The following is a 19,519-nucleotide window of genomic DNA, read 5'->3' as shown; positions in this document are numbered from 1 at the left end:
GCGCCTGGTATGGGTCGACCCATCCGCCAGTGCCCGAATTCGTCTGCTGGACACGCCCCGCACCGTAGGAACCGGACACGAAGCGACAGTCCAGTCTATCTGATGGACCGGCCCAAAGCGATTCCCGCACCATCTCCTAAACTGTGGCCATGAAGACCAAAGAGCGCATCTCCACGCAATTCGACCTCACTCCCGCAGCATCCGCTCCCGATCTCATGGCAAGTTCCACCGCCGAGGCGATGGCATCGATCACCGGCAACGTGGATGCCTTCGCCATCGACCCGCAGATCGCGGACACCTCGGCCCTGCTCGACGCCACCGGCCTCGGACCAGAGACCTCGGCCAATTGCGTCCTTGTGGCCGGTTCGCGCTCCGGTGAGGAGAGGATCGCCGCCTGCATGGTGCTCGCGAACACGCGTGCCGATGTGAACAAGCGCGTGAAGAAACTCCTCGACGTGCGCAAGGCCTCTTTCCTACCGATGGATCGCGCGGTCGACGAGTCGGGAATGGAGTACGGCGGCATCGGACCGATCGGTCTGCCGGCCAACTACCGGATCCTCATCGACTCCCGTGTCGCTGAAGCTGAGGAGATCATCATCGGCTCCGGCATCCGCGGGTCCAAGCTCATCCTCTCGGGCGCGGCACTGGCATCGCTTCCCACCGCCGAGGTGGTCGAGGGTCTCGCGAACGAGATCAGCTGACCGACCCGGCAGGATTCCAATCCGATACCGCGGAGTCCGGCGGGGTTCTCTCAGCTGAGTCCCGCGCGTTCGAGGACGAAGTCGATGAGGGGCTCATAGAGATAGGGCACCACGTCATCGTCGAGGGGAACGGTGACCTCGATGGTTCCCTGCGCCTCGGCGACGAAGAGGGCAGGATCGTTGCAATCCGCATAGCCCAGCGTGCGCAGACCCCGGCTCGATGCCGCACCGGCCCACCCGTGATCGGCCACGATCAGATCAGGGACCTGATCGCCTCGGCGGGTGATTCCATCAAGGAGTGCGTGCATGGGTTCGGCGAGGTGGGTGTGCGGGGTTCCGCCGTGCTGATGCCAGGTCCAGACTCGATTGATCTGTCGGCAGTCGCCGCCGAGGCCGGGGACGGGAACAGCACTGGCCTGGTGCGTGATCTGGGCTCCGTGGGTTTCGGCTGCGGCCGCGATCGCCATGTGCACGGGCAGCAGACCAGCCGGGTGTCCGGTCGCGAAGAGGATTTCTCCACCGGCGCGGGTGACATCGCCAATGGCAACAGCCAACTGTTCGAGTGCGTCGATGCAGCGTTCGGTCGAAATCGTATCGACACCTTCGATGAAGTCCGGCTCCGATCGCAGTCCAGCCCGGTCGACCATGAGGGCGAAGACGGAGTCAAAGTCCCAGTCACGGGTGAGTTCGACGCCGAAGTCGAACTGCTTCTCCTGTGCGAGAAACCGGTGGATGTGGGAGAGGTTGTTCTCTCTGGGAGTCCCCACCTCACCGGTGATGTGGCCAGCCTCGAGTGCTTGGGCGAGTGAAGTGCGGTCCACTGCGGTCCTCTCGTTTTCTGCTTCGAATCGGGTCAATGCGTCTCCGGAACGATCATACGAATAATAAGTGCGACCATCAGATCCTTTTCCGTCGGATCGCTCATGGCGACTAAGAGAGTTATCGCGGCGAGTGCATTGTGCGCGATTCTCATACTGCCATCGCTGTTCAGCAGGGCGTTATTGCGGTCAAGAAAAGTGATGAACAGCGCTGCGCTTGTTACCATCGGCAAGCGGGTGGTCCTTAACGACGAAGTAGAGCAGGTTCGCCGCCTTCTCCTCGACCGTCGGATACAGCTCTTGATCCCCAAAGCCTTGATAGATCGCCCCTATTACAGCGTCCAACGCGTCGCCGCGCTCCTTGCCCAGCAGACGATCGTCGGGAAATTCCTGTGCCAAGCGATCGATGATGCTGCGAGCTTCGTCGAGTGTCAGTATCCAAGCGGGTACCGCCGCAGGCAGCGATTCGATGTTTCCTTCGTCGAAATCGCGAAGAAGTGCCAGACTCGGCATGTAATCCGAGAGCACATCCGCGACGCCCGCGAGCAACTCATCGCTCGAGCGTGCGAGCACAGTCACGATCTTGCCGATTTCGGAGAGTCGCTGCTCATTGAGTGCCGCCCCCTCCACCGCATATCGGCGCAGAACGTCGTTTGCCCAACGTCGGAAGCGCACACCCTCGGTGGATTTCACCCGATAACCGACGGACAGGACCATGTCGAGATCGAAGTGTTCAACCTGGTAGGTCTTGCCGTCCGAAGCAGTTGTCGCAAATTTTGCGACAACTGCTGTGTCCGCAAGTTCTTCGCGCTGAGCATTCGCGACGTGCTTGCCGATGGTCTTGATATCTCTGCCGTACAAGGTCGCAAGTTGATGCCGAGTCAGCCAAACCGCCCCGGCCGCAGTGCGGACATCCAACTGGATTCCGCCATCGCCTGATTGGAAGATCTCAATCGAGTCGTTCATAGTCACACCGTAGCCCGAGCCACCGACACGATCTCAGTCGATCTGCAGCGCGAAGCACGCCACTGCAGAAGCTGCTGCGACGTTGAGTGAGTCGACTCCCCCACTCATCGGGATCATGACCGTCGAATCACAGGCGGCGATCGTCGACCGTCGCAGCCCGTCGCCCTCGGTGCCGAAGACGATGGCGGTACGCTCGGGCGCATCTGCGGCGAACTCGCGGATGGCCACCGAATCCTCGTCGAGGGCGAGTGCGGCGATATGGAAGCCGAGTTCACGGAGGGAGTCGACTCCGGCTGGCCAGGATTCGATCCGCGTCCACGGCACTTGGAACACAGTGCCCATGGAGACTCGGATGGAACGCCGGTAGAGAGGATCGGCACAGCGGGGTGTAACGAGGACCGCGTCCACGCCGAACGCGGCGGCCGAGCGGAAGATCGCTCCCACGTTCGTATGATCGACGACGTCTTCGATGACGATGATGCGTCGGGCATCGGAAACGAGCTGGGCGACATCGAGTGCTTGTGGCCGGTGCATGGCGGCCAGGGCACCTCGGTGGAGGTGGAAGCCTGTCAGCGATTCGACTGCCGCGTCGGTGCCGATGTGGATCGGGGCATCATTGGCGGCGATGATGTCGGCTAGGTCGAACAGCCATTTCGGGCTGGTGAGATACGAACGGGGAACCATGCCTGCGGCGTGAGCACGGCGAATGATCTTCGAGGACTCCGCAATGAACAGCCCCTCGGCGGGTTCACGGATACTGCGCAGCGCCACATCGGTCAGTTGAGTGTAGTCGTGCAGGTCTTTCGCCGATGAGGCCAGTGTCTCCTCGTCGAAGAACCGCAGGCGGGTGGCGGCGATGCCGAGTTCGGCGGCACGGTCGACCACCTGTTGCCTGGTCAGTGGTGCCTTGGCCGGGGTGCTCATGCGCCCACAGCGTTCGAGAATTGAGTCCTCATGCGATCACAACGTGAGGATGCGCCAGATGGCGACGAGTCCGAGGATGACGATGATGGTGCGCAGCAGGACCGGTGAGAATTTCCGCCCGACGCGGGCACCGAAGTAGCCGCCGATGAGAGAGCCGACGGCGATGCAGATGACGGCGATCCAGTTCAGCCGGTCGTGACCGACGATGATATAGGTGCTGGCCGAAACCGTGTTGACGACGAGGACCAGGACGTTCTTCAGTCCGTTCAGGCGCTGCAGATCATCGGGCAGCAGCAGCCCCAGCAGCGCGATGAGGATGATGCCCTGGGCGGCGGCGAAGTAACCGCCGTAGATCGCGGTGAGGAAGACGACGGCCAGGACGAGGACGTAGCGACCGGTGGAGAGCGAGTCACCGACCGAGGCCGCCACATGTTTCTCCCCTGCCCGCTCGGCTCGGCGCACCGAACGATTCTTGAGGTAGCGCGACAGCGCGGGCTGGCCGACGACCATGATGAGGGCGACGACGAGGAGCACCGGAACGATCGTTTCGAAGGCATCCGCCGGCAAGTGCAGCAGCAGATAGGCACCGGTCAGCGACCCCAGGATTGAGGCTGGCACGAACCCGAGGATCCGCCGCCATTGGCCGCGCAGCTCGTTCCGGTAGCCGAAGGATGAGGCGATGTTGCCCGGAATCAGTCCGACCGCGTTGCTCATCGTTGACACGACCGGTGGCACGCCGAAAGCGACGAGCGCCGGGAATGTGATGAGGGTGCCGGAACCGACGACGGCATTGATTCCACCGGCGGCGATTCCCGCAAGGACGATCAGCCCGATCTGCCACAGTTCCATTCCGAGAACTGGGTCCATGCTCAGTAAGGGGATCGGGCGTGGAATCGCTGCCCGTCGCGGGTGAGCTTGACGTCGATGCCGAAGGTGGCCGAGAGGTTGTCGGCCGTCAGCGTCTCATCGATGGGGCCAGCGGCAAGGTCGGTGCCCTCAGCCAGCAGCAGCACGTGTGTGATGCCCACAGGGATCTCCTCGACATGGTGGGTGACCATGATCGTCGCCGGAGCCCACTTCGAGGACAGGATCTCCGTCAATGCGGCCAGCAGCTCTTCACGTCCGCCGAGGTCGAGTCCGGAGGCAGGCTCGTCGAGCAGCAGCAGCTCCGGGTCGGTCATCAGCGAGCGAGCGATCTGCACACGCTTGCGTTCGCCCTCCGACAGGGTCCCGAAGGTGCGATCGGCCAGATGTGAGATGTCGAACGCGGCGAGGAGGTCCTTGGCCCGTTCGACGTCGGTGGTTTCGTATTCCTCGACCCAGCGACCGGTGACGCCATAGGCGGCGGTGAGCACGGTGTCGAGCACGGCTTCGGACAGAGGGATGCGGTTGGCCAGGGCCGTCGAGGAGTAGCCGATGCGCGGGCGCAGTTCGAAGACGTCGACACGCCCGAGTCGCTCTTCCAGGATCCCCACCGAGCCGGTTGTCGGGTGCATTCGTCCTGCGGCCAGTTCCAGCAGAGTCGTCTTCCCGGCACCATTGGGTCCGAGAACGGCCCAATGCTCGCCTTCGGAGACGGTCAGGGAGAAATCTTGGAGGAGGAAATTCGTTCCTCGGCGCACGGAAACAGAATCCAAAGTCAGGACATCACTCATATCTGCCAACTCTATCGCAGGCTCGGCGTCTATTCTGGTTCGACATGGACTTGACTACCGACTCACTGCTGCTGGCCCTGGCGATGAACCACCGACTGCACTCCAGCCTCGCCCCTGACGAGGTCAGTGCCGCCTTTCTCGATGACGATCGTGATGTCCCTCTCATCGTTGCCGACCACGTCTTCGGCACCTCACCGCCGACGGGCCTGCTGCTCTTCATCGCCGAGGCTGCGGCCGCCGGGGTCACACATGCGCGGCTGGCCCTGCACCATCCTTCGCTGCCTCATACGACCCCGCCCGTGGACAAGGGCGACCGGCTCAAGGTCGGGCGACACACGGCTCCGATCGTGCTCCACTCCGGTTCTCACCAGGTGGCTGTGGTCCTCCTCGGCGCCGAGGCCAACGTCGAGGTCATCGCCTGCCGTGACACGGTCTTTCGCCCGGTCACCGTGGGCACGCCCGCCGAGGCGCTGCGCCGACTTCGTCTGCTCGTCATGGAGGGGCTGAGCCTCATCGAGTCGATCGAGGTGCCGGCTGCCTGGAGGGAGGGGCCGTGGCGGGACTGGCAGGAGGAGCTGAGCTTGAGCCACCCGATCTCGAGGCTCATCCCCTCGGTCGCCGACGCTCGCGCCATCTATGCCGCCCTCGACATCCATGAGCGGATGCGCACGGTGCTGGCACCGGCAACGGTCGACCCACCCGCCTTCGGTGATCTGCTCTCGCGTCTGCACCCCGCGGCCGCCGACTACATCATGGCTGTCGCTACGATGAAGGGGTGAATGACTCAAAGAACACAATCCAGCTGCTGGTCATGGACGTCGATTCGACGTTCATCAATGAGGAGGTCATCGACCTCATCGCCGTCCACGCCGAGGTGGGAGCCCAAGTTGCCGACATCACGGAACGAGCCATGGCCGGGCAGTTGGACTTCGCCGCCTCGCTGGCCGAGCGCGTGGCACTGCTCAAGGGCCTGCCTGTGTCCGTTCTCGACGAGGTGCGCGAGCAGATCACGTTGACCGAAGGTGCGCGCGAGCTGGTCGCAGCAGTCCAGTCCGACGGTGGCGTCGTGGCCCTGGTCTCGGGTGGCTTCACCCCAATCATCGCCCCTGTAGCGGCGGCGATGGGCATCACCGAGGTCCATGCCAATGGTCTCGGGGCCGACGAGGGATTGCTGACGGGAGTCACGAGCGGTCGAGTCATCGACCCGAGCGCAAAGGCGGAGATCTTCGGGCAGCTGTCCCGGAAATACGATTGCGATCCGGCCCGGACCGTGGCCATCGGCGATGGGGCCAACGACATCGGCATGATCAGGGCGGCGGGTTTGGGCGTCGCCTTCTGCGCGAAGCCCGCCCTCGTCACCGCCGCCGATGCCTCCGTGACGAACCGCGATCTGCGTGAGGTGCTGAGCCTCTTCGAAACCCGATCCGGCGTGTGACCCAACACACCTCCGGGAATCTGCCGCAAGACCCCATTCGGGCGCAAGAAAAGGCGCCGGCGTCTGAAATGCTCAGAAGCCGGCGCCTTGGCAGATCGCGTCGATCAGGTGCCGAGGAAGACCCGCAGCTCCGGTGCGGGATAGTCCCCGGGCTCGACATCCCAACTGTCGAGGACGAAGACCGCAAGCGAGGACGGGCGGAACGCTTCCGGAACTCCGGAGCTCGGATTCAGGTGTCCGACCACCTCGGCGACGGTGGGCTGATGGCCGACGATGTAGGCGCACTGGGAATCGGACGGGATCGAATTGATCGCATCGATCCAGTCCTCGACTCCCCCTTGGTAGAGGGACTCGTCCTGGCACAGCGCCAGGCCCTCACCGGTTCCGGGTTCTCCGTTGTGCCGATTGACGGCCTCGACCACGGCCTGACCGGTCTGCACGGTGCGCCTGGCCGCCGAGGCGATGGCCACGTCGGGTGACCACCGTTCGGCGATCTCGGCTCCGGCTTCCACGGCCTGGGCCAGACCCTTGGCGTTCAGCGACCGTTCGAAGTCCGTCGGCCCATGAGGTTCGGCCTTCGCGTGACGGGCGAGAATGAGCACAGGCATCAGCTTGCCTCTTCCTATCGCTCTCAGGCTCCGGTGGAGTGGAATCCGCCGTCGACGTGGACCATCTCACCGGTGGTGGCGGGGAACCAGTCCGAGAGCAGGGCGACGATCGCCTTGCCCGCCGGAGTGGTGTCCGTCTGGTCCCAGCCCAGCGGTGCACGGTCGCCCCACATGTCTTCGAGGGTCCCGAATCCGGGGATCGAGGTGGCGGCAGTGGTCTTCAGCGGTCCGGCCGAGACGAGGTTGACGCGGACCCCGTCCTCACCGACGTACTTCGCGAGGTAGCGGGCAGTGGACTCGAAGGCGGCCTTGGCCACACCCATCCAGTCGTAGACCGGCCAGGAGATCGTGGCGTCGAAGGTCAGTCCGACGACGCCGGCGCCCTTGTTGAGTGCAGGCTGCGCGGCCACGGTGATGGACTTGAGGGAGAACGCGGAGACCTGCATTGCGGCCGAGACGGACTCCCACGGAGTGTCGAGGAACACCCCGCCGAGAGCGTCCTTGGGCGCGAAGGCGATCGCGTGCACGATGCCGTCGATGTTGCCCTCGAGACGTTCGGGCAGTGCAGCCAGGTCCTCTTCATTGGTGGCATCGAGTTCGATGACCTTCGGCTTCTCGGGCAGGCGTTCGGAGATCACCTGGGTGATCTTCATCTGGCGGCCGAAGCTGGAGAGGATGACTTCGGCACCCTGCTCCTGGGCGATGCGGGCGGCGGCGAAGGCGATCGATGCCTCGGTCAGAACGCCGGTGACGAGGATGCGCTTTCCATCGAGAATTCCCATGGTGGTCCTTTCAAACTGTAGAAACTGCAGTGAAGTCGTTGTCGTCGACGCCGCTGGCGCCGACGTCCTTGCTGTGAAGTCTAGGCGGTGACGGGGCTCAGTGCCCCATCCCCAGTCCCCCATCGACGGGGATGACGGCTCCGGAGATGTAGGCGGCCTCGTCCGAGGACACCCAGCGCACGACCTTCGCGACCTCGGCCGGCTCGGCGAATCGCTTGGCGGGGATCGTCGCGAGGTATTCCTTCTGTTGCTTCTCCGGCAGTTCGTCGGTCATATCGGTGCGGATGAACCCGGGAGCGACGACGTTGGCGGTGATGCCGCGCGAGCCGAGTTCGCGGGTGACCGAGCGGGCGAAGCCGACAAGTCCAGCCTTCGAGGCCGAGTAATTGGCCTGGCCGGGGACTCCGTAGAGTCCGGAGACCGAAGAGATGAGCACGATGCGGCCCTTCTTCGCTCGGATCATGCCGGTGATGGCGCGCTTGACGGTGCGGAAGGTGCCGGTGAGGTTGGTGTCGACGACGGCTTCGAATTCGTCGTCGCTCATCCTCATGAGCAGATTGTCACGAGTGATTCCGGCATTGGCCACGACCACCTCGACGGGTCCCAGCTTCTCTTCGATCTCGGCGAAGGCCGCATCGAGGGACGCGGTGTCGGTGATGTCTGCGGACACGGCCAGCGCCCCTTCGGGTGCGTCTCCGTTGCGGGAGGTGACGGCGACCCTGTCGCCCTGGGCGAGGAATTCCTCGGCGATGGTGCGGCCGATACCGCGGTTTCCTCCGGTCACGAGGACTATGCGTGGTTCTGACACGAATCTCTCCTGTTGGTGGACAATACAGATTGATCGACGATTGGGATCAAACTTACCGTCACTAACCTATCGTGTCCCGATGGGCGTCGATACGACTCACACAAACGGAGAGTATGATTTTGTACGAGTAATCGAGTGAAGAAGGTTATGTCCAAACACCCGCAGCAGATCACCACGGCAGACACCGCCCTTGATGATGACATGAAGTCGCGGATCATCAAATATTCGATCACCATGGGTATTCGGACACTCTGCTTCGTGCTGGCCTATGTCATGTTCCGTCTGAATCTGACGGTGCTCATGTGGGTCTGCGTCGCCGGTGCCGTACTGCTGCCCTATCCGGCCGTGATCGTGGCCAATGCCGGCCGAGAACGCACCCGCAACGACGAATCGGCGCTGCTCGACGGCGCACCGATGCCCGAGCTGCCCCCGGCTGCCGGCGACACCATCGCCGGTGACACGATCTCCGGCAGCAGCGAAGACACCGCGTCAGCTGATGACGCACCATCTGCAGGCGGCGGAGCACCTGCAGATGACGAACAGTCCGCCGAACGGAACCGAGGTGAGGATTCATGACCGAAAAGCTCCCATGCTCGGCGAAGGGCTGCCGGGCAGATGCCACACGTGCCATTCTGTGGAACAACCCGAGCCTGCACATGCCCAAGCGCCGCAAGACCTGGTTGGCCTGTGACGAACATCTCGACTATCTGCGCGAGTTCCTCACCCTGCGCAACTTCTACTTAAGCGATGTCTCCATCGACGAAATCCCGGAGGATGCCGGTTGATGTCCCGCTATTCCTTCCTCTTCAGCGCACGATGGCTGAAATACATCGCCATGACGATCATCGTCGTCATCGCCTGCATCTTCCTCGCACTCTGGCAGAAGGACCGCCAGGATCAGCGCCAACACGAGATCGACACGATCAACGCGAACTATTCGTCGACGCCCGTGAACATCACGAGCATCCTGGACTCCACCTCGGCGACCCTCGACGAGGATCAGGAATACCAACAGGTGGCGTTGACCGGCGAATTCCAGACATCGGACACCGTCTTCGCCCGCAACCGCACGGTCAATGACAAGGTGGGCTACTACGTCGTCGTTCCGTTCGAACTCACCTCCGGAGACACGATTGCGCTCGTCACGGGGTGGATCGCAGAACCGGACCAGGTCCCACCGGCCCCTGCCGGGGAGCAGACCATCGCCGCCCGTCTCCAGCCGGCTCAGGACGGCTCGGACGACAAAAACCCGGACGGTCTGATCAAGGCCATCGATCCCGGCCGGATCCCCGGTATGGACTCGGCATACGAGAACGTCTATGGCGAGATCGTCCACACCGGAAACGCATCGGCCGACGAGACAGGGCTGACGCCTCTGCCCGCGCCCGACCTCGATCCGGGCAACCACCTGTCCTATATGCTCCAGTGGTTCACCTTCGGCATCATGATCATCATCGCCGTGTCGATCTCCGCCAGGCGAGAGCGCAGGGCCGACGCCGAGGCTGCCGAGAAATCCACCGGCGACGTCGAGTACGTGGTGATCGACAAGGCGGCACTGGATGCGGGGGCGAAGATCTCCCAACCCGGCAACCGCTATGGACGCAACCGGTTGAGATCACCAGGCGTCCACGGTCGCGACGAGGCCGAAGAGGACGAACTCATCGAGGACCGTTTCCGACACTCCTGAAGTTCAGGCGAGTGTGACGAGGTCGAGGTAGGTGTCATTCCACAGGTCCTCGTCACCGTCGGGCAGCAGCAGGACACGGTCGGGGTCGAGTGCGGACACCGCGCCCTCATCGTGGGTGACGAGGATGATCGCGCCCTCATAGCGGCGGATGGCCGAGAGGATCTCCTCGCGTGAGGCCGGGTCGAGGTTGTTCGTCGGCTCGTCGAGGAGGAGGACGTTGGCGCTCGAGACCACGAGCGTGGCCAGAGCCAGACGTGTCTTCTCACCGCCGGAGAGCACGCTCGAGGGCTTGTGTACGTCATCGCCTGAGAACAGGAACGAACCGAGCACATTGCGCACCGCGGTGTCATCGAGATGCGGTGAGTTGCGCTTCATGTTCTCCAGCACGCTGCGTTCGAGGTCGAGCGTCTCGTGCTCCTGCGCATAGTAGCCAAGTTTGAGGCCATGGCCTGCCACGACCTGGCCCGAATCCGGTTCGTCGAGACCGGCCAGCAGGCGCAGCAGTGTGGTCTTGCCGGCACCGTTGTAGCCGAGGATGACGACGCGCGAGCCCTTGTCGATGGCGAGGTCGACGCCGGTGAAGACCTCGGTCGAGCCGTAGCTGCGCGAGAGGCCCTCCGCCGTCAGCGGCACCCGTCCGCAGTCGGCCGGGGCCGGGAACCGCAGGTTGGCGACTTTTTCGGTGCTGCGTTCGGCATCGAGTCCCGACAGCAGGCGTTCGGCACGTTTGGCCATCTGCTGGGCGGCCACGGTCTTCGTGGCCTTGGCCATCATCTTGTTCGCCTGGGCGTTCAGGGCCGAGGCCTTCTTCTCGGCGTTGGCACGCTCACGGCGACGACGACGCTCATCGTCTTCGCGCTGCTTGAGGTAGAGACGGTAGCCCATCGAGTAGATGTCGATGGTCTGGCGGGTCGCGTCGAGGAAGAAGACTTTGTTGACGACTTCGTCGATGAGGTCGAGGTCGTGACTGATGATGATGAGTCCGCCGGCATAGCCCTTGAGGTAGTCGCGCAGCCACAGCACGGATTCCGCGTCCAGGTGGTTGGTCGGCTCGTCGAGGATCATTGTGTCCGGGCCCGAGAAGAGGATCCGGGCAAGTTCGACGCGGCGCCTCTGGCCGCCGGAGAGGGTGCCGATCTCCTGGTTGATGAGATCTTCGTCGAGGCCCAGGTTGGCCGCGATCGCATACGCTTCGGATTCTGCCGAGTAGCCTCCTGCGGCCATGAACTCGGCTTCGATGCGCGGGTAGCGCTCGATGGCCTTCATCGAGACATTTTCATCAGGCGAGGCCATCTGGTGTTCTGCCTTGCGCAGACGCTTGACGAGGACGTCGAGCTCGCGGGAGGAGAGGATGCGCTCCATGCCCGTGGCCGTCAGGTCGCCGCTGCGGGGGTCCTGGGGCAGGTAGCCCACAGATCCGGAGACCGAGACATTGCCCGCCGAGGCGGTGTGTCCTCCCATGATCACCTTCGTCAGGGTGGTCTTGCCGGCCCCGTTGCGTCCGACGAGGCCGACCCGGTCACCCTTGTCGACGCGGAAGGAGACCTCGGACATCAGAGTGCGGGCGCCGACGGTGACCTCGAGGTCGGATGCCTGAATCATTCATTCTCCAAACTGCGACCGATGATCTCGGCCAAGAATTCTTGCGGGTGGATTCCCTGAGCCTGTGCCCGGGAGACGAGTTCGTCTGCGATATGTGTGGGGACTGTGCAGGAGACGACCGTGGTGGCCGCGGCCGCAGAATCGCTCTCGGCGCTCGGCGCTGCGGGCGCGGTGATTGACTCGGACGTCCCCGCGGGGACGTATCCGGGCCCGGCGGGCACACTCGTGTTCTTCTGGTACGCGGTTGCGGCGGCACGTGCACGTTCATCTGCCGCTTCGTTCATCGCATGGTTATTGTGCCCCTTGACCCATTCGAATTCGATCTCCCGACCGGTCAGGGCAGTGTCCAGGCGTTCGAGGAGGTCCTTGTTGAGAACCTCCTTGCCGTCGGCTTTCTTCCACCCTTTGCGCTTCCAGCCGGGCATCCACTTCGTCAGAGCGTTGATGACGTATTTGGAATCGCAGAAGACCTTGAGATCCTCATCAACGCCGGCGGTCGAGTCAAGCAGGTCGAGGACGGCCATGAGTTCACCGCGGTTGTTCGTCGATTCCTTCCAGCCGCCTGCGTGCCAGCAGTCGTCGTCGACGTACCAGGCCCAGCCTGCCGGTCCGGGGTTGCCGAGGGCTGACCCGTCTGCGGCCGCGATGATCGTCAATGGTTCTCCTAGGAAAGTCGGTCTTCATTCTTTCACGCCGCGCACCTCCGCCTGCGTTCAGGGGCAGGTGATCTGCACGACCTCGGCCGGACCCGCCCCAGAGCGAACCGGGGCAACTCATGAACATCGCCGAGGCGGGGGCACCGGACTCGGCACTCCCACCTCGGCGAGGCGTTGCTGCTGTGACGTCCCCGCGGAGACGTCGCTCATGTTTCAGACCTCAGATGTTCGGACCTCAGATATTGAAGCCGAGGGCGCGCATCTGCTCGCGTCCGTCATCGGTGATCTTCTCGGGGCCCCATGGCGGCATCCAGACCCAGTTGATCCGGTAGGCCGGCACGATGCCTTCGAGGCACTGAGCAGTCTGGTCCTCGATGACGTCGGTCAGCGGGCACGCCGCGGACGTCAGCGTCATCTCGACGACGGCGGTCCCATCGTCTTCGACGGAGAGTCCGTAGACGAGTCCGAGGTCGACGATGTTTACGCCGAGCTCTGGGTCGACGACATCCATCATCGCTTCTCGCACCTCGTCGATGCTGGCGTTCTGCGGTGCGTCTATCACGTCGGGCATTCTTACTCCTTCAGAGATGTTTGGGCTTGGTTGAGTGCGTCCTTGAACGCGACCCAGGACAGGAGTGCGCACTTGATCCTGGCTGGGAACTTCGACACTCCACTGAACGCCGCAGCGTCGCCGAGTATTTCCTCGTCGCCTTCCAGTGTCCCACGCGAATGCATGAGTTCGTGGAATTTCGCTTCGATGTCGAGCATGCCAGCGACGTTGTTGTCTGCCGCGAGCTCGGACAGGACCGAGGCCGAAGCCATCGAGATCGAGCATCCGTCACCCGACCAGCGCACGTCGAGGCCACCGTCGGCGTTGATCTCGGTTTCGAGTTCGATCTCATCCCCACAGGTGGGATTGACCTGGTGCGAGGAACCATGTGGCCCCGCAACGGCGTCACCGAGCAGGTCGGAGTCACCGACCCGCTCCCGAGAGTGGTCGAGGATGACCTGTTGGTAGAGCTGCTGCATCTGCGTGCTCATGACACGCTCCTCACTGGAGACCGAAGAAGGGCCGAACTTCGGCCAGAGCGGTCAGGAACCGTCGGCAGTCCTCGGCGTTGTTGTACAGATAGGTGCTCGCCCGCGTCGAAGCAGTGACACCGAAGCGTCGGTGCAGAGGCTGCGCGCAGTGGTGACCGACACGGACCGCGACGCCCTGGGAGTCGAGGTACTGACCAACGTCGTGGGCATGAACGCCGTCGACGTCGAAGGCCACCGTGCCGATCCTGTTCTCGGACGAGCCGAGCACGGTGATGCCCGGAATCGCCGCGACCCCGTCGAGCAGAACCGTGCCGAGTTCGCGCTCGTGGTCGAAGATCTTGTCCAGGCCCACCTCGGCGAGGTAGTTGACCGCGGTGGTGAACGCGGCGACCTCGGCCACGGGCTGAGTTCCGGCTTCGAAGCGCTGCGGGGCGGCCATGAACTGTGATTCCTCCATGGTCACCGTGGTGATCATGGATCCGCCGGTCAGCACCGGGGGCAGTGCGTTCAACAGTTCGGACTTGCCCCAGAGGGTGCCGAGGCCGGTGGGTCCCAGCGCTTTGTGCGCGGAGAATGCCGCGAAGTCGACATCGAGGTCGACGAAGTTCACCGGCATGTGCGGAACCGATTGGCAGGCGTCGAGGACGACGAGCGCGCCGACGTTCCTGGCCCGGGCGACGAGCGTGTCGACCGGGTTGATGGTGCCGAGCACGTTCGAGACATGGGTGAAGGCGAAGACCTTCGTCGTGTCGTCGACGATGGTGTCCAGGTCGCTGAGGTCGAGTTCACCAGAGTCGGTGACCGGAATCCATCTCAGCGTCGCCCCGGTGGACTGTGCCAGCTGCTGCCAGGGGACGAGATTCGCGTGGTGTTCCATCTCGGTGACGACGATCGAGTCCCCAGGTCCGAGCCCGAAGCGCTGCGCGGCCACTCCCCCGAATCCGTGGCTGGCTCGGTCGATGCCCAGTGCGACCACGTTGAGCGCCTCGGTGGCGTTCTTCGTCCAGACGACCTGTTCGGGTGATCCGCCGACGAGGTTCGCGACAGCCTCACGGCCGGCTTCGAACGCGTCGGTGGCCATCACCGCGAGCGAATGGGCTCCCCGGTGGACGGCGGCATTGCGCTGCGAGTAGTACTCGGTGAATGTGTCGATGACGCACTGCGGCTTCTGGGAAGTCGCGCCCGAGTCGAGATAGCTCAGAGCCGACTCCCCGACCCTGGTGTCCAGGATCGGGAAGTCGTTCCGCAGGCGGGAGAACATCAGGCCGGGGCCTGCAGGAAGCGGTCGTAGCCTTCGTTCTCGAGGCGATCGGCCAGTTCCGGTCCGCCCTCTTCAGCAACTTTGCCCTTGATGATCACGTGGACGTGGTCAGGCTTCACGTAGCTGAGGATGCGGGTGTAGTGGGTGATGAGCAGAACGCCGACGTCGGTCGCCTCGCGGACCCGGTTGATGCCCTCGGACACGATGCGCAGGGCATCGACGTCGAGGCCGGAGTCGGTCTCGTCGAGGACGGCGAACTGGGGCTTGAGCATCTCCATCTGGAGGATCTCGTGGCGCTTCTTCTCGCCGCCGGAGAATCCTTCGTTGACGTTGCGGCTGGCGAACTCGGGATCCACGCGGAGGTTCTCCATCGCGGACTTGAGGTCCTTGGTCCAGTGACGCAGCTTCGGAGCTTCTCCGTCGACCGCGGTCTTGGCCGAACGCAGGAAGTTCGTCACGGTCACGCCGGGGACCTCGACGGGGTACTGCATGGCCAGGAACAGCCCGGCCTTGGCACGCTCGTCGACGGACATCGCGAGGACGTCCACATCGTCGAGGGTGACGGATCCCGAAGTCACCTGGTACTTCGGGTGACCGGCCAGGGCGTAGGCCAGGGTGGACTTGCCAGAGCCGTTGGGGCCCATGATGGCGTGGGTCTCGTTGGAGTTGATCTCCAGGTTGATGCCGTTGAGGATCGGCTTCGGACCGGAGTCGGTGTTGACACTGACGTGCAGGTCGGTGATTTTCAGAATGGACATGTCAATCCTTTTCAGTTCAGGTAAGCGTGGTGATCAGTTGAGCGTGCTGGTCAATTGACCACTGTGCTCGGGTCAAGCAGGATGCGGCCGGCGATCTCCTTGCAGTCGTAGACTGCGACGGGTTCGAAGGCCGGTGGGCTCAGCGGTCGGCCTGACGTCAGGTCGAACTGGGAGCCGTGCAGCCAGCATTCGATGGCGCAGCCTTCCACCTCGCCCTCGGCCAGCGATACCTCGCCGTGGGTGCAGACGTCGTCGATGGCATGGATCGTGCCGTCGGAGTCGCGGGCGATGCAGATCTCGAAGTTGTCCACTTCGATCCGCATCGTCGCCCCCGCGGCCACCTCATCGGCGGCCGCAACGTCGATCATGGTCACAGAACGCTCCGCGAGAGTTCTTCCTCGATTCGCTCATTGAGGACTTCCTCGATCTCAGGCACCTGGATCTTCTGGATCACTTCGTTGAAGAATCCGCGGACCACCAGCTGACGAGCGACATCCTCGGGGATGCCACGGCTCATCAGGTAGAACAGGTGCTCCTCGTCGAAGCGTCCGGTCGAGGATGCGTGTCCGGCACCGGCGATGTCGCCGGTCTCGATCTCGAGGTTCGGCACCGAGTCCGCACGTGCACCATCCGTGAGGATGAGGTTGCGATTGAGCTCGTAGGTGTCGATGTCGAGCGCCTCCGGGCGGATGAGCACATCGCCGATCCACACACTGCGTGCGTCCTTGCCCTGGAGCGCGCCCTTGTAGTGGACGTTCGAGGTGGCCTTGGGCGTGTTGTGGTCGATGTAGGTGCGGTGCTCGAAGTGTTGACCGGCATCGGCGAAGTAGAGTCCGAGCAGTTCGGCCTCTCCCCCGGCTGCCGAGTAGCGCACGTTCGTGTTCAGGCGCACGATGTCTCCACCGAGGCTGATGACGATGTGCTTGAGCTTCGCATCCTTGCCCACGATCGCGTCGTGCTGACCCAGGTGCTGCGCTTCGTCGTCCCACAGCTGCAGGGACACGAAGGTTACGTCGGCGCCGTCTCCGATGACGAGGGACACGAGCTCGGAGTGCCGAGCGAGTCCTTCGTGCTCGACGACGATGGTCGCCCTGGCGTTGGCTCCGACGGAGACGACGACATGTCCGTGGGAGATGTCGTTGCCGGTGCCGTCGGCATGGATGACCGCGGCGCCCTCGATCTCGGTGTTCGCGGGCACCGAGTAGTGGGTCACTGCCTGGGCACGGTTGGCGGCGACTGCGGCGGGACGGTCCTCGGGTTCGAGGATGCCCAGCTCCTGAGCAGCCTCGAGCGAGATCTCCTCGACGGAGATGCCCTCGGGCAGGTCGCCGCTCGTGGTCAGCTTCGTCTCGGAGGCGGCATCGGTGAAGAAATCACTGAGCTTGCGCACCGGCGAGAACCGCCATTCCTCCTCGCGTCCGGTGGGGACGGCGAAGTCGGAGACGTCGAAGCTGCGTGTGCGTGCATCCCGCTTGGAATCGGGGACGTGGACGCCGGCGCCGTGAGAATGCTCATCGAGGCCCAGCGGGTTGGTGGTATCTGTCACTTAAAACTCCTTGTCGCGGTCGGTGGCAGGCTGGATCAGCCCACGCCACCTTCCATCTGGATTTCGATGAGGCGGTTGAGCTCGAGAGCGTATTCCATCGGCAGTTCGCGAGCGATCGGCTCGACGAATCCACGCACGATCATCGCCATCGCCTCGGTCTCCTCCATACCGCGGCTCATGAGGTAGAAGAGCTGATCTTCACTCACCTTCGACACGGTGGCCTCGTGACCCAGCGTCACATCGTCCTCACGGATGTCGATGTAGGGGTAGGTGTCCGAACGGGAGATGTTGTCGACCAGGAGTGCGTCACAGAGGACGTTGTTCGACGAGCCCTTGGCACCGGGGTGCACGTGGACGAGTCCACGGTAGCCGGAACGTCCGCCGCCTCGGGCCACGGACTTCGCCACGATCGACGAGTGGGTGTTCGGTGCGGCGTGGACCATCTTCGCACCGGTGTCCTGGTGCTGTCCCTCGCCGGCGAAGGCGACGGACAGGGTCTCGCCCATGGCATGCTCGCCGGTCAGCCAGATGGCCGGGTATTTCATGGTGACCTTCGAGCCGATGTTGCCGTCGACCCATTCCATGGAAGCGCCCTCTTCGGCGATGGCACGCTTGGTGACCAGGTTGTAGACGTTGTTCGACCAGTTCTGGATGGTCGTGTAGCGGACCTTCGCGTCCTTCTTGGCCACGATCTCGACGACCGCGGAGTGCAGCGAGTCGGAATTGTAGATCGGTGCGGTGCAACCCTCGACATAATGCACCGACGAACCTTCGTCGGCGATGATCAGGGTGCGCTCGAACTGGCCCATGTTCTCCGTGTTGATCCGGAAGTAGGCCTGCAGGGGGATCTCGACGTGAACGCCCTTGGGGACGTAGACGAAGGAGCCGCCGGACCAGACTGCGGTGTTCAGCGCCGAGAACTTGTTGTCACCGGAAGGGATGATCGAGCCGAAGTACTCTTCGAAGATCTCCGGGTGCTCGCGCAGGCCGGTGTCGGTGTCCATGAAGATGACACCCTGGGCCTCGAGCTCCTCGTTGATCTGGTGGTAGACGACCTCGGACTCGTACTGAGCCGCGACGCCGGCGACGAGTCGCTGCTTCTCCGCCTCTGGGATGCCGAGTTTGTCATAGGTGTTGCGGATGTCCTCGGGCAGATCCTCCCAGGACGTGGCCTGGCCCTCTGTCGAGCGGACGAAGTACTTGATGTCCTCGAAGTGGATACCGGTGAGATCCGCACCCCAGTTGGGCATCGGCTTCTTCTCGAACAGCTTCAGCGCCTTGAGGCGGCGCTGCAGCATCCAGTCCGGCTCGTCCTTCAACTTCGAAATGTTGCGGACGACATCTTCCGAGAGCCCGCGAGGCGCATACTCGCCCGCGTCGTTCTCGTCGTGCCAACCGTATGCGTACTGCCCGAGGTCTTTGAGCTCGGGATTCGCATCGATGATCCGATTGCCTGTGTCAGTCATCGTGAACCTCCTTGAGGTCGATCATTGCTGTGGATGAGTGGTCTGGTGAGTTCCGAGGTCGGAATGTGAGTAGTGCAGACGTGATCGCCGTGCGCCAATGAGGACAGACGGCGAACATCGACGCCCAGGTAGTCCGAGAACATTGCGAGTTCTGCTTCGCAGATCTCGGGGAACTCGGACGCGACTGCCTGGATCGGACAATGCCCCTGGCACAGCTGCATCGCTTCGAGAGGGGTTCCGGCCGCCACCGGTGTCGCCGAGGCGGCATATCCCTCCTTGGTCAATGCCGCAGCCAGGCCCCGGGAGCGGGAAGCCACTGTGGTGCCTCCCCGTCGATCCAGTTCCCCGCCGAGGCGGTCGCGGAGTTTCGCGACCAGATCCTCGGTGAACTCCTCAACGGCCTCAGGGCCGACTCGGTCCTTCATGAACCGGAGGATATCGACTGCCAGCTGGTCATAGGAATGGGTGACCGAACCATGACCACGCGAGGTGACCACGTAGTGTCTGGCTGGTCTGCCGCGGCCTGCCTGCTTGCCGGCGAGCTCTCGGACCTCGATGAGGCCCTCGCCCTCCAGTGCGTCCATATGGCGACGAATCGCCGCAGGAGTCAGGTCAAGCCCCTTCGCCAATGCAGAGGCAGTGATCGGCCCCTCATCGAGCACCGAACTGAATACCTTATGCCGGGTGCGGCGATCTTCCGTGTCGTTCGCAGCCATTCTCCACCTCCTTGACTAACACAACACTATTGTTGCGTAATTTGTTTCGTAAAACTAGGTGAGCCTAACTACTCAGTGATTCGACACGT

At 63.3% G+C, this 19,519-nt stretch carries 24 protein-coding genes; 6 read left to right on the top strand and 18 right to left on the bottom strand.

The genetic code is table 11. The annotated features are described in order from the left end of the window. Positions 1-149 precede the first annotated feature (149 nt). Positions 150-701, top strand: coding sequence for a YbaK/EbsC family protein (locus BLT92_RS19240; RefSeq protein WP_092108244.1), 552 nt, complete (start codon positions 150-152; stop codon positions 699-701). 50 nt (positions 702-751) lie between these two features. Here BLT92_RS19240 and BLT92_RS19235 read toward each other — a convergent pair whose 3' ends face one another. From BLT92_RS19235 to BLT92_RS19215, 5 genes are all read right to left on the bottom strand, one after another. Then, a complete protein-coding gene (locus tag BLT92_RS19235) occupies positions 752-1,522 on the bottom strand; it encodes a phosphatase (protein ID WP_092108242.1) in 771 nt (256 codons plus the stop codon). 186 nt (positions 1,523-1,708) lie between these two features. Beyond that, entirely contained in the window at positions 1,709-2,485 is a 777-nt protein-coding gene (rhuM, locus tag BLT92_RS19230; protein ID WP_197679645.1) for a virulence protein RhuM/Fic/DOC family protein, read from the bottom strand. A 33-nt stretch (positions 2,486-2,518) separates the two neighbouring features. Beyond that, positions 2,519-3,409: a TrmH family RNA methyltransferase gene (locus BLT92_RS19225; protein ID WP_092108240.1), complete on the bottom strand. Its 891-nt coding sequence runs from the start codon at positions 3,407-3,409 to the stop codon at positions 2,519-2,521. A gap of 36 nt (positions 3,410-3,445) precedes the next feature. Continuing rightward, positions 3,446-4,258 carry a sulfite exporter TauE/SafE family protein gene (locus tag BLT92_RS19220; RefSeq protein ID WP_092109646.1) on the bottom strand — a complete coding sequence of 271 codons (813 nt, stop codon included), beginning with the start codon at positions 4,256-4,258 and terminating at the stop codon, positions 3,446-3,448. A gap of 20 nt (positions 4,259-4,278) precedes the next feature. After that, a complete protein-coding gene (locus BLT92_RS19215; protein WP_092108238.1) occupies positions 4,279-5,064 on the bottom strand; it encodes an ABC transporter ATP-binding protein in 786 nt (261 codons plus the stop codon). A 44-nt stretch (positions 5,065-5,108) separates the two neighbouring features. On the opposite strand from BLT92_RS19215, the gene BLT92_RS19210 reads away from it, so the two are divergent. Beyond that, the gene (locus BLT92_RS19210; protein WP_092108236.1) at positions 5,109-5,843 is read left to right on the top strand and encodes a hypothetical protein; all 735 of its coding nucleotides are present in this window, start codon (positions 5,109-5,111) and stop codon (positions 5,841-5,843) included. Then, positions 5,840-6,499 carry a phosphoserine phosphatase SerB gene (gene serB, locus BLT92_RS19205; RefSeq protein WP_231938919.1) on the top strand — a complete coding sequence of 220 codons (660 nt, stop codon included), beginning with the start codon at positions 5,840-5,842 and terminating at the stop codon, positions 6,497-6,499. Before BLT92_RS19210 ends, serB begins: the two co-directional genes overlap by 4 nt. A gap of 104 nt (positions 6,500-6,603) precedes the next feature. Here the strand turns inward: serB and BLT92_RS19200 are convergent, their stop codons facing one another. The 3 genes from BLT92_RS19200 to BLT92_RS19190 form a co-directional block, all read right to left on the bottom strand. Continuing rightward, the gene (locus BLT92_RS19200; RefSeq protein WP_092108234.1) at positions 6,604-7,107 is read right to left on the bottom strand and encodes a SixA phosphatase family protein; all 504 of its coding nucleotides are present in this window, start codon (positions 7,105-7,107) and stop codon (positions 6,604-6,606) included. Between the two features lie 23 nt (positions 7,108-7,130). Next, positions 7,131-7,889 carry an enoyl-ACP reductase FabI gene (fabI, locus tag BLT92_RS19195; RefSeq protein WP_092108232.1) on the bottom strand — a complete coding sequence of 253 codons (759 nt, stop codon included), beginning with the start codon at positions 7,887-7,889 and terminating at the stop codon, positions 7,131-7,133. Positions 7,890-7,986: 97 nt separating this feature from the next. Then, positions 7,987-8,697 carry a beta-ketoacyl-ACP reductase gene (locus BLT92_RS19190; RefSeq protein WP_092108230.1) on the bottom strand — a complete coding sequence of 237 codons (711 nt, stop codon included), beginning with the start codon at positions 8,695-8,697 and terminating at the stop codon, positions 7,987-7,989. 147 nt (positions 8,698-8,844) lie between these two features. Between BLT92_RS19190 and BLT92_RS19185 the strand changes: the two genes are divergently transcribed. The 3 genes from BLT92_RS19185 to BLT92_RS19175 are packed head-to-tail and all read left to right on the top strand — an operon-like array spanning position 8,845 to position 10,384. Then, positions 8,845-9,273 carry a DUF3099 domain-containing protein gene (locus tag BLT92_RS19185; protein WP_092108228.1) on the top strand — a complete coding sequence of 143 codons (429 nt, stop codon included), beginning with the start codon at positions 8,845-8,847 and terminating at the stop codon, positions 9,271-9,273. Continuing rightward, the gene (locus tag BLT92_RS19180; protein WP_092108226.1) at positions 9,270-9,482 is read left to right on the top strand and encodes a hypothetical protein; all 213 of its coding nucleotides are present in this window, start codon (positions 9,270-9,272) and stop codon (positions 9,480-9,482) included. Before BLT92_RS19185 ends, BLT92_RS19180 begins: the two co-directional genes overlap by 4 nt. Then, entirely contained in the window at positions 9,482-10,384 is a 903-nt protein-coding gene (locus BLT92_RS19175; protein WP_092108224.1) for an SURF1 family cytochrome oxidase biogenesis protein, read from the top strand. Before BLT92_RS19180 ends, BLT92_RS19175 begins: the two co-directional genes overlap by 1 nt. Before the next feature lie 3 nt (positions 10,385-10,387). Here BLT92_RS19175 and BLT92_RS19170 read toward each other — a convergent pair whose 3' ends face one another. The 10 genes from BLT92_RS19170 to BLT92_RS19125 form a co-directional block, all read right to left on the bottom strand. Beyond that, a complete protein-coding gene (locus tag BLT92_RS19170) occupies positions 10,388-11,986 on the bottom strand; it encodes an ABC-F family ATP-binding cassette domain-containing protein (RefSeq protein WP_092108222.1) in 1,599 nt (532 codons plus the stop codon). After that, on the bottom strand, positions 11,983-12,642 hold the full coding sequence (locus BLT92_RS19165) for a ribonuclease H family protein (RefSeq protein WP_092108220.1): 660 nt from the start codon (positions 12,640-12,642) through the stop codon (positions 11,983-11,985). The genes BLT92_RS19170 and BLT92_RS19165 overlap by 4 nt, the downstream gene beginning before the upstream one ends. Positions 12,643-12,877: 235 nt before the next feature. After that, on the bottom strand, positions 12,878-13,213 hold the full coding sequence (locus BLT92_RS19160) for a metal-sulfur cluster assembly factor (RefSeq protein WP_172802638.1): 336 nt from the start codon (positions 13,211-13,213) through the stop codon (positions 12,878-12,880). A 2-nt stretch (positions 13,214-13,215) separates the two neighbouring features. Next, positions 13,216-13,683 carry a Fe-S cluster assembly sulfur transfer protein SufU gene (gene sufU, locus BLT92_RS19155; protein WP_092108218.1) on the bottom strand — a complete coding sequence of 156 codons (468 nt, stop codon included), beginning with the start codon at positions 13,681-13,683 and terminating at the stop codon, positions 13,216-13,218. A gap of 10 nt (positions 13,684-13,693) precedes the next feature. Further along, on the bottom strand, positions 13,694-14,944 hold the full coding sequence (locus BLT92_RS19150; protein ID WP_092108216.1) for a SufS family cysteine desulfurase: 1,251 nt from the start codon (positions 14,942-14,944) through the stop codon (positions 13,694-13,696). Then, positions 14,944-15,702, bottom strand: coding sequence for a Fe-S cluster assembly ATPase SufC (gene sufC / locus BLT92_RS19145; RefSeq protein ID WP_092108214.1), 759 nt, complete (start codon positions 15,700-15,702; stop codon positions 14,944-14,946). Before sufC ends, BLT92_RS19150 begins: the two co-directional genes overlap by 1 nt. 50 nt (positions 15,703-15,752) lie before the next feature. After that, positions 15,753-16,076, bottom strand: coding sequence for a non-heme iron oxygenase ferredoxin subunit (locus BLT92_RS19140; protein WP_092108212.1), 324 nt, complete (start codon positions 16,074-16,076; stop codon positions 15,753-15,755). Next, complete coding sequence (gene sufD / locus BLT92_RS19135; RefSeq protein WP_092108210.1) at positions 16,073-17,248, bottom strand: Fe-S cluster assembly protein SufD; 1,176 nt, start codon at positions 17,246-17,248, stop codon at positions 16,073-16,075. Before sufD ends, BLT92_RS19140 begins: the two co-directional genes overlap by 4 nt. 35 nt (positions 17,249-17,283) lie before the next feature. Beyond that, positions 17,284-18,714 carry a Fe-S cluster assembly protein SufB gene (gene sufB, locus BLT92_RS19130; protein WP_092108208.1) on the bottom strand — a complete coding sequence of 477 codons (1,431 nt, stop codon included), beginning with the start codon at positions 18,712-18,714 and terminating at the stop codon, positions 17,284-17,286. Then, the gene (locus BLT92_RS19125) at positions 18,711-19,430 is read right to left on the bottom strand and encodes a helix-turn-helix transcriptional regulator (protein ID WP_092108206.1); all 720 of its coding nucleotides are present in this window, start codon (positions 19,428-19,430) and stop codon (positions 18,711-18,713) included. Before BLT92_RS19125 ends, sufB begins: the two co-directional genes overlap by 4 nt. Positions 19,431-19,519: the final 89 nt, after the last annotated feature.

It is taken from the genome of Brevibacterium picturae (assembly GCF_900105045.1).
Taxonomy (GTDB): Bacteria; Actinomycetota; Actinomycetes; order Actinomycetales; family Brevibacteriaceae; genus Brevibacterium; species Brevibacterium picturae.
The sequence above is the reverse complement of the archived record's forward strand: the minus strand, read 5'-3'. Positions and strand labels throughout refer to the sequence as shown.

Excerpts from the sequence above, each read along its gene's own strand:
- BLT92_RS19240 (WP_092108244.1), top strand. The coding sequence starts at position 150 with ATGAAGACCAAAGAGCGCATCTCCACGCAATTCGACCTCACTCCCGCA.
- rhuM (WP_197679645.1), bottom strand. The coding sequence starts at position 2,485 with ATGAACGACTCGATTGAGATCTTCCAATCAGGCGATGGCGGAATCCAG.
- BLT92_RS19225 (WP_092108240.1), bottom strand. The coding sequence starts at position 3,409 with ATGAGCACCCCGGCCAAGGCACCACTGACCAGGCAACAGGTGGTCGAC.
- BLT92_RS19220 (WP_092109646.1), bottom strand. The coding sequence starts at position 4,258 with ATGGAACTGTGGCAGATCGGGCTGATCGTCCTTGCGGGAATCGCCGCC.
- BLT92_RS19215 (WP_092108238.1), bottom strand. The coding sequence starts at position 5,064 with ATGAGTGATGTCCTGACTTTGGATTCTGTTTCCGTGCGCCGAGGAACG.
- BLT92_RS19210 (WP_092108236.1), top strand. The coding sequence starts at position 5,109 with ATGGACTTGACTACCGACTCACTGCTGCTGGCCCTGGCGATGAACCAC.
- BLT92_RS19200 (WP_092108234.1), bottom strand. The coding sequence starts at position 7,107 with ATGCCTGTGCTCATTCTCGCCCGTCACGCGAAGGCCGAACCTCATGGG.
- fabI (WP_092108232.1), bottom strand. The coding sequence starts at position 7,889 with ATGGGAATTCTCGATGGAAAGCGCATCCTCGTCACCGGCGTTCTGACC.
- BLT92_RS19185 (WP_092108228.1), top strand. The coding sequence starts at position 8,845 with ATGTCCAAACACCCGCAGCAGATCACCACGGCAGACACCGCCCTTGAT.
- BLT92_RS19180 (WP_092108226.1), top strand. The coding sequence starts at position 9,270 with ATGACCGAAAAGCTCCCATGCTCGGCGAAGGGCTGCCGGGCAGATGCC.
- BLT92_RS19175 (WP_092108224.1), top strand. The coding sequence starts at position 9,482 with ATGTCCCGCTATTCCTTCCTCTTCAGCGCACGATGGCTGAAATACATC.
- BLT92_RS19170 (WP_092108222.1), bottom strand. The coding sequence starts at position 11,986 with ATGATTCAGGCATCCGACCTCGAGGTCACCGTCGGCGCCCGCACTCTG.
- BLT92_RS19160 (WP_172802638.1), bottom strand. The coding sequence starts at position 13,213 with ATGCCCGACGTGATAGACGCACCGCAGAACGCCAGCATCGACGAGGTG.
- sufU (WP_092108218.1), bottom strand. The coding sequence starts at position 13,683 with ATGAGCACGCAGATGCAGCAGCTCTACCAACAGGTCATCCTCGACCAC.
- BLT92_RS19150 (WP_092108216.1), bottom strand. The coding sequence starts at position 14,944 with ATGTTCTCCCGCCTGCGGAACGACTTCCCGATCCTGGACACCAGGGTC.
- sufC (WP_092108214.1), bottom strand. The coding sequence starts at position 15,702 with ATGTCCATTCTGAAAATCACCGACCTGCACGTCAGTGTCAACACCGAC.
- sufB (WP_092108208.1), bottom strand. The coding sequence starts at position 18,714 with ATGACTGACACAGGCAATCGGATCATCGATGCGAATCCCGAGCTCAAA.
- BLT92_RS19125 (WP_092108206.1), bottom strand. The coding sequence starts at position 19,430 with ATGGCTGCGAACGACACGGAAGATCGCCGCACCCGGCATAAGGTATTC.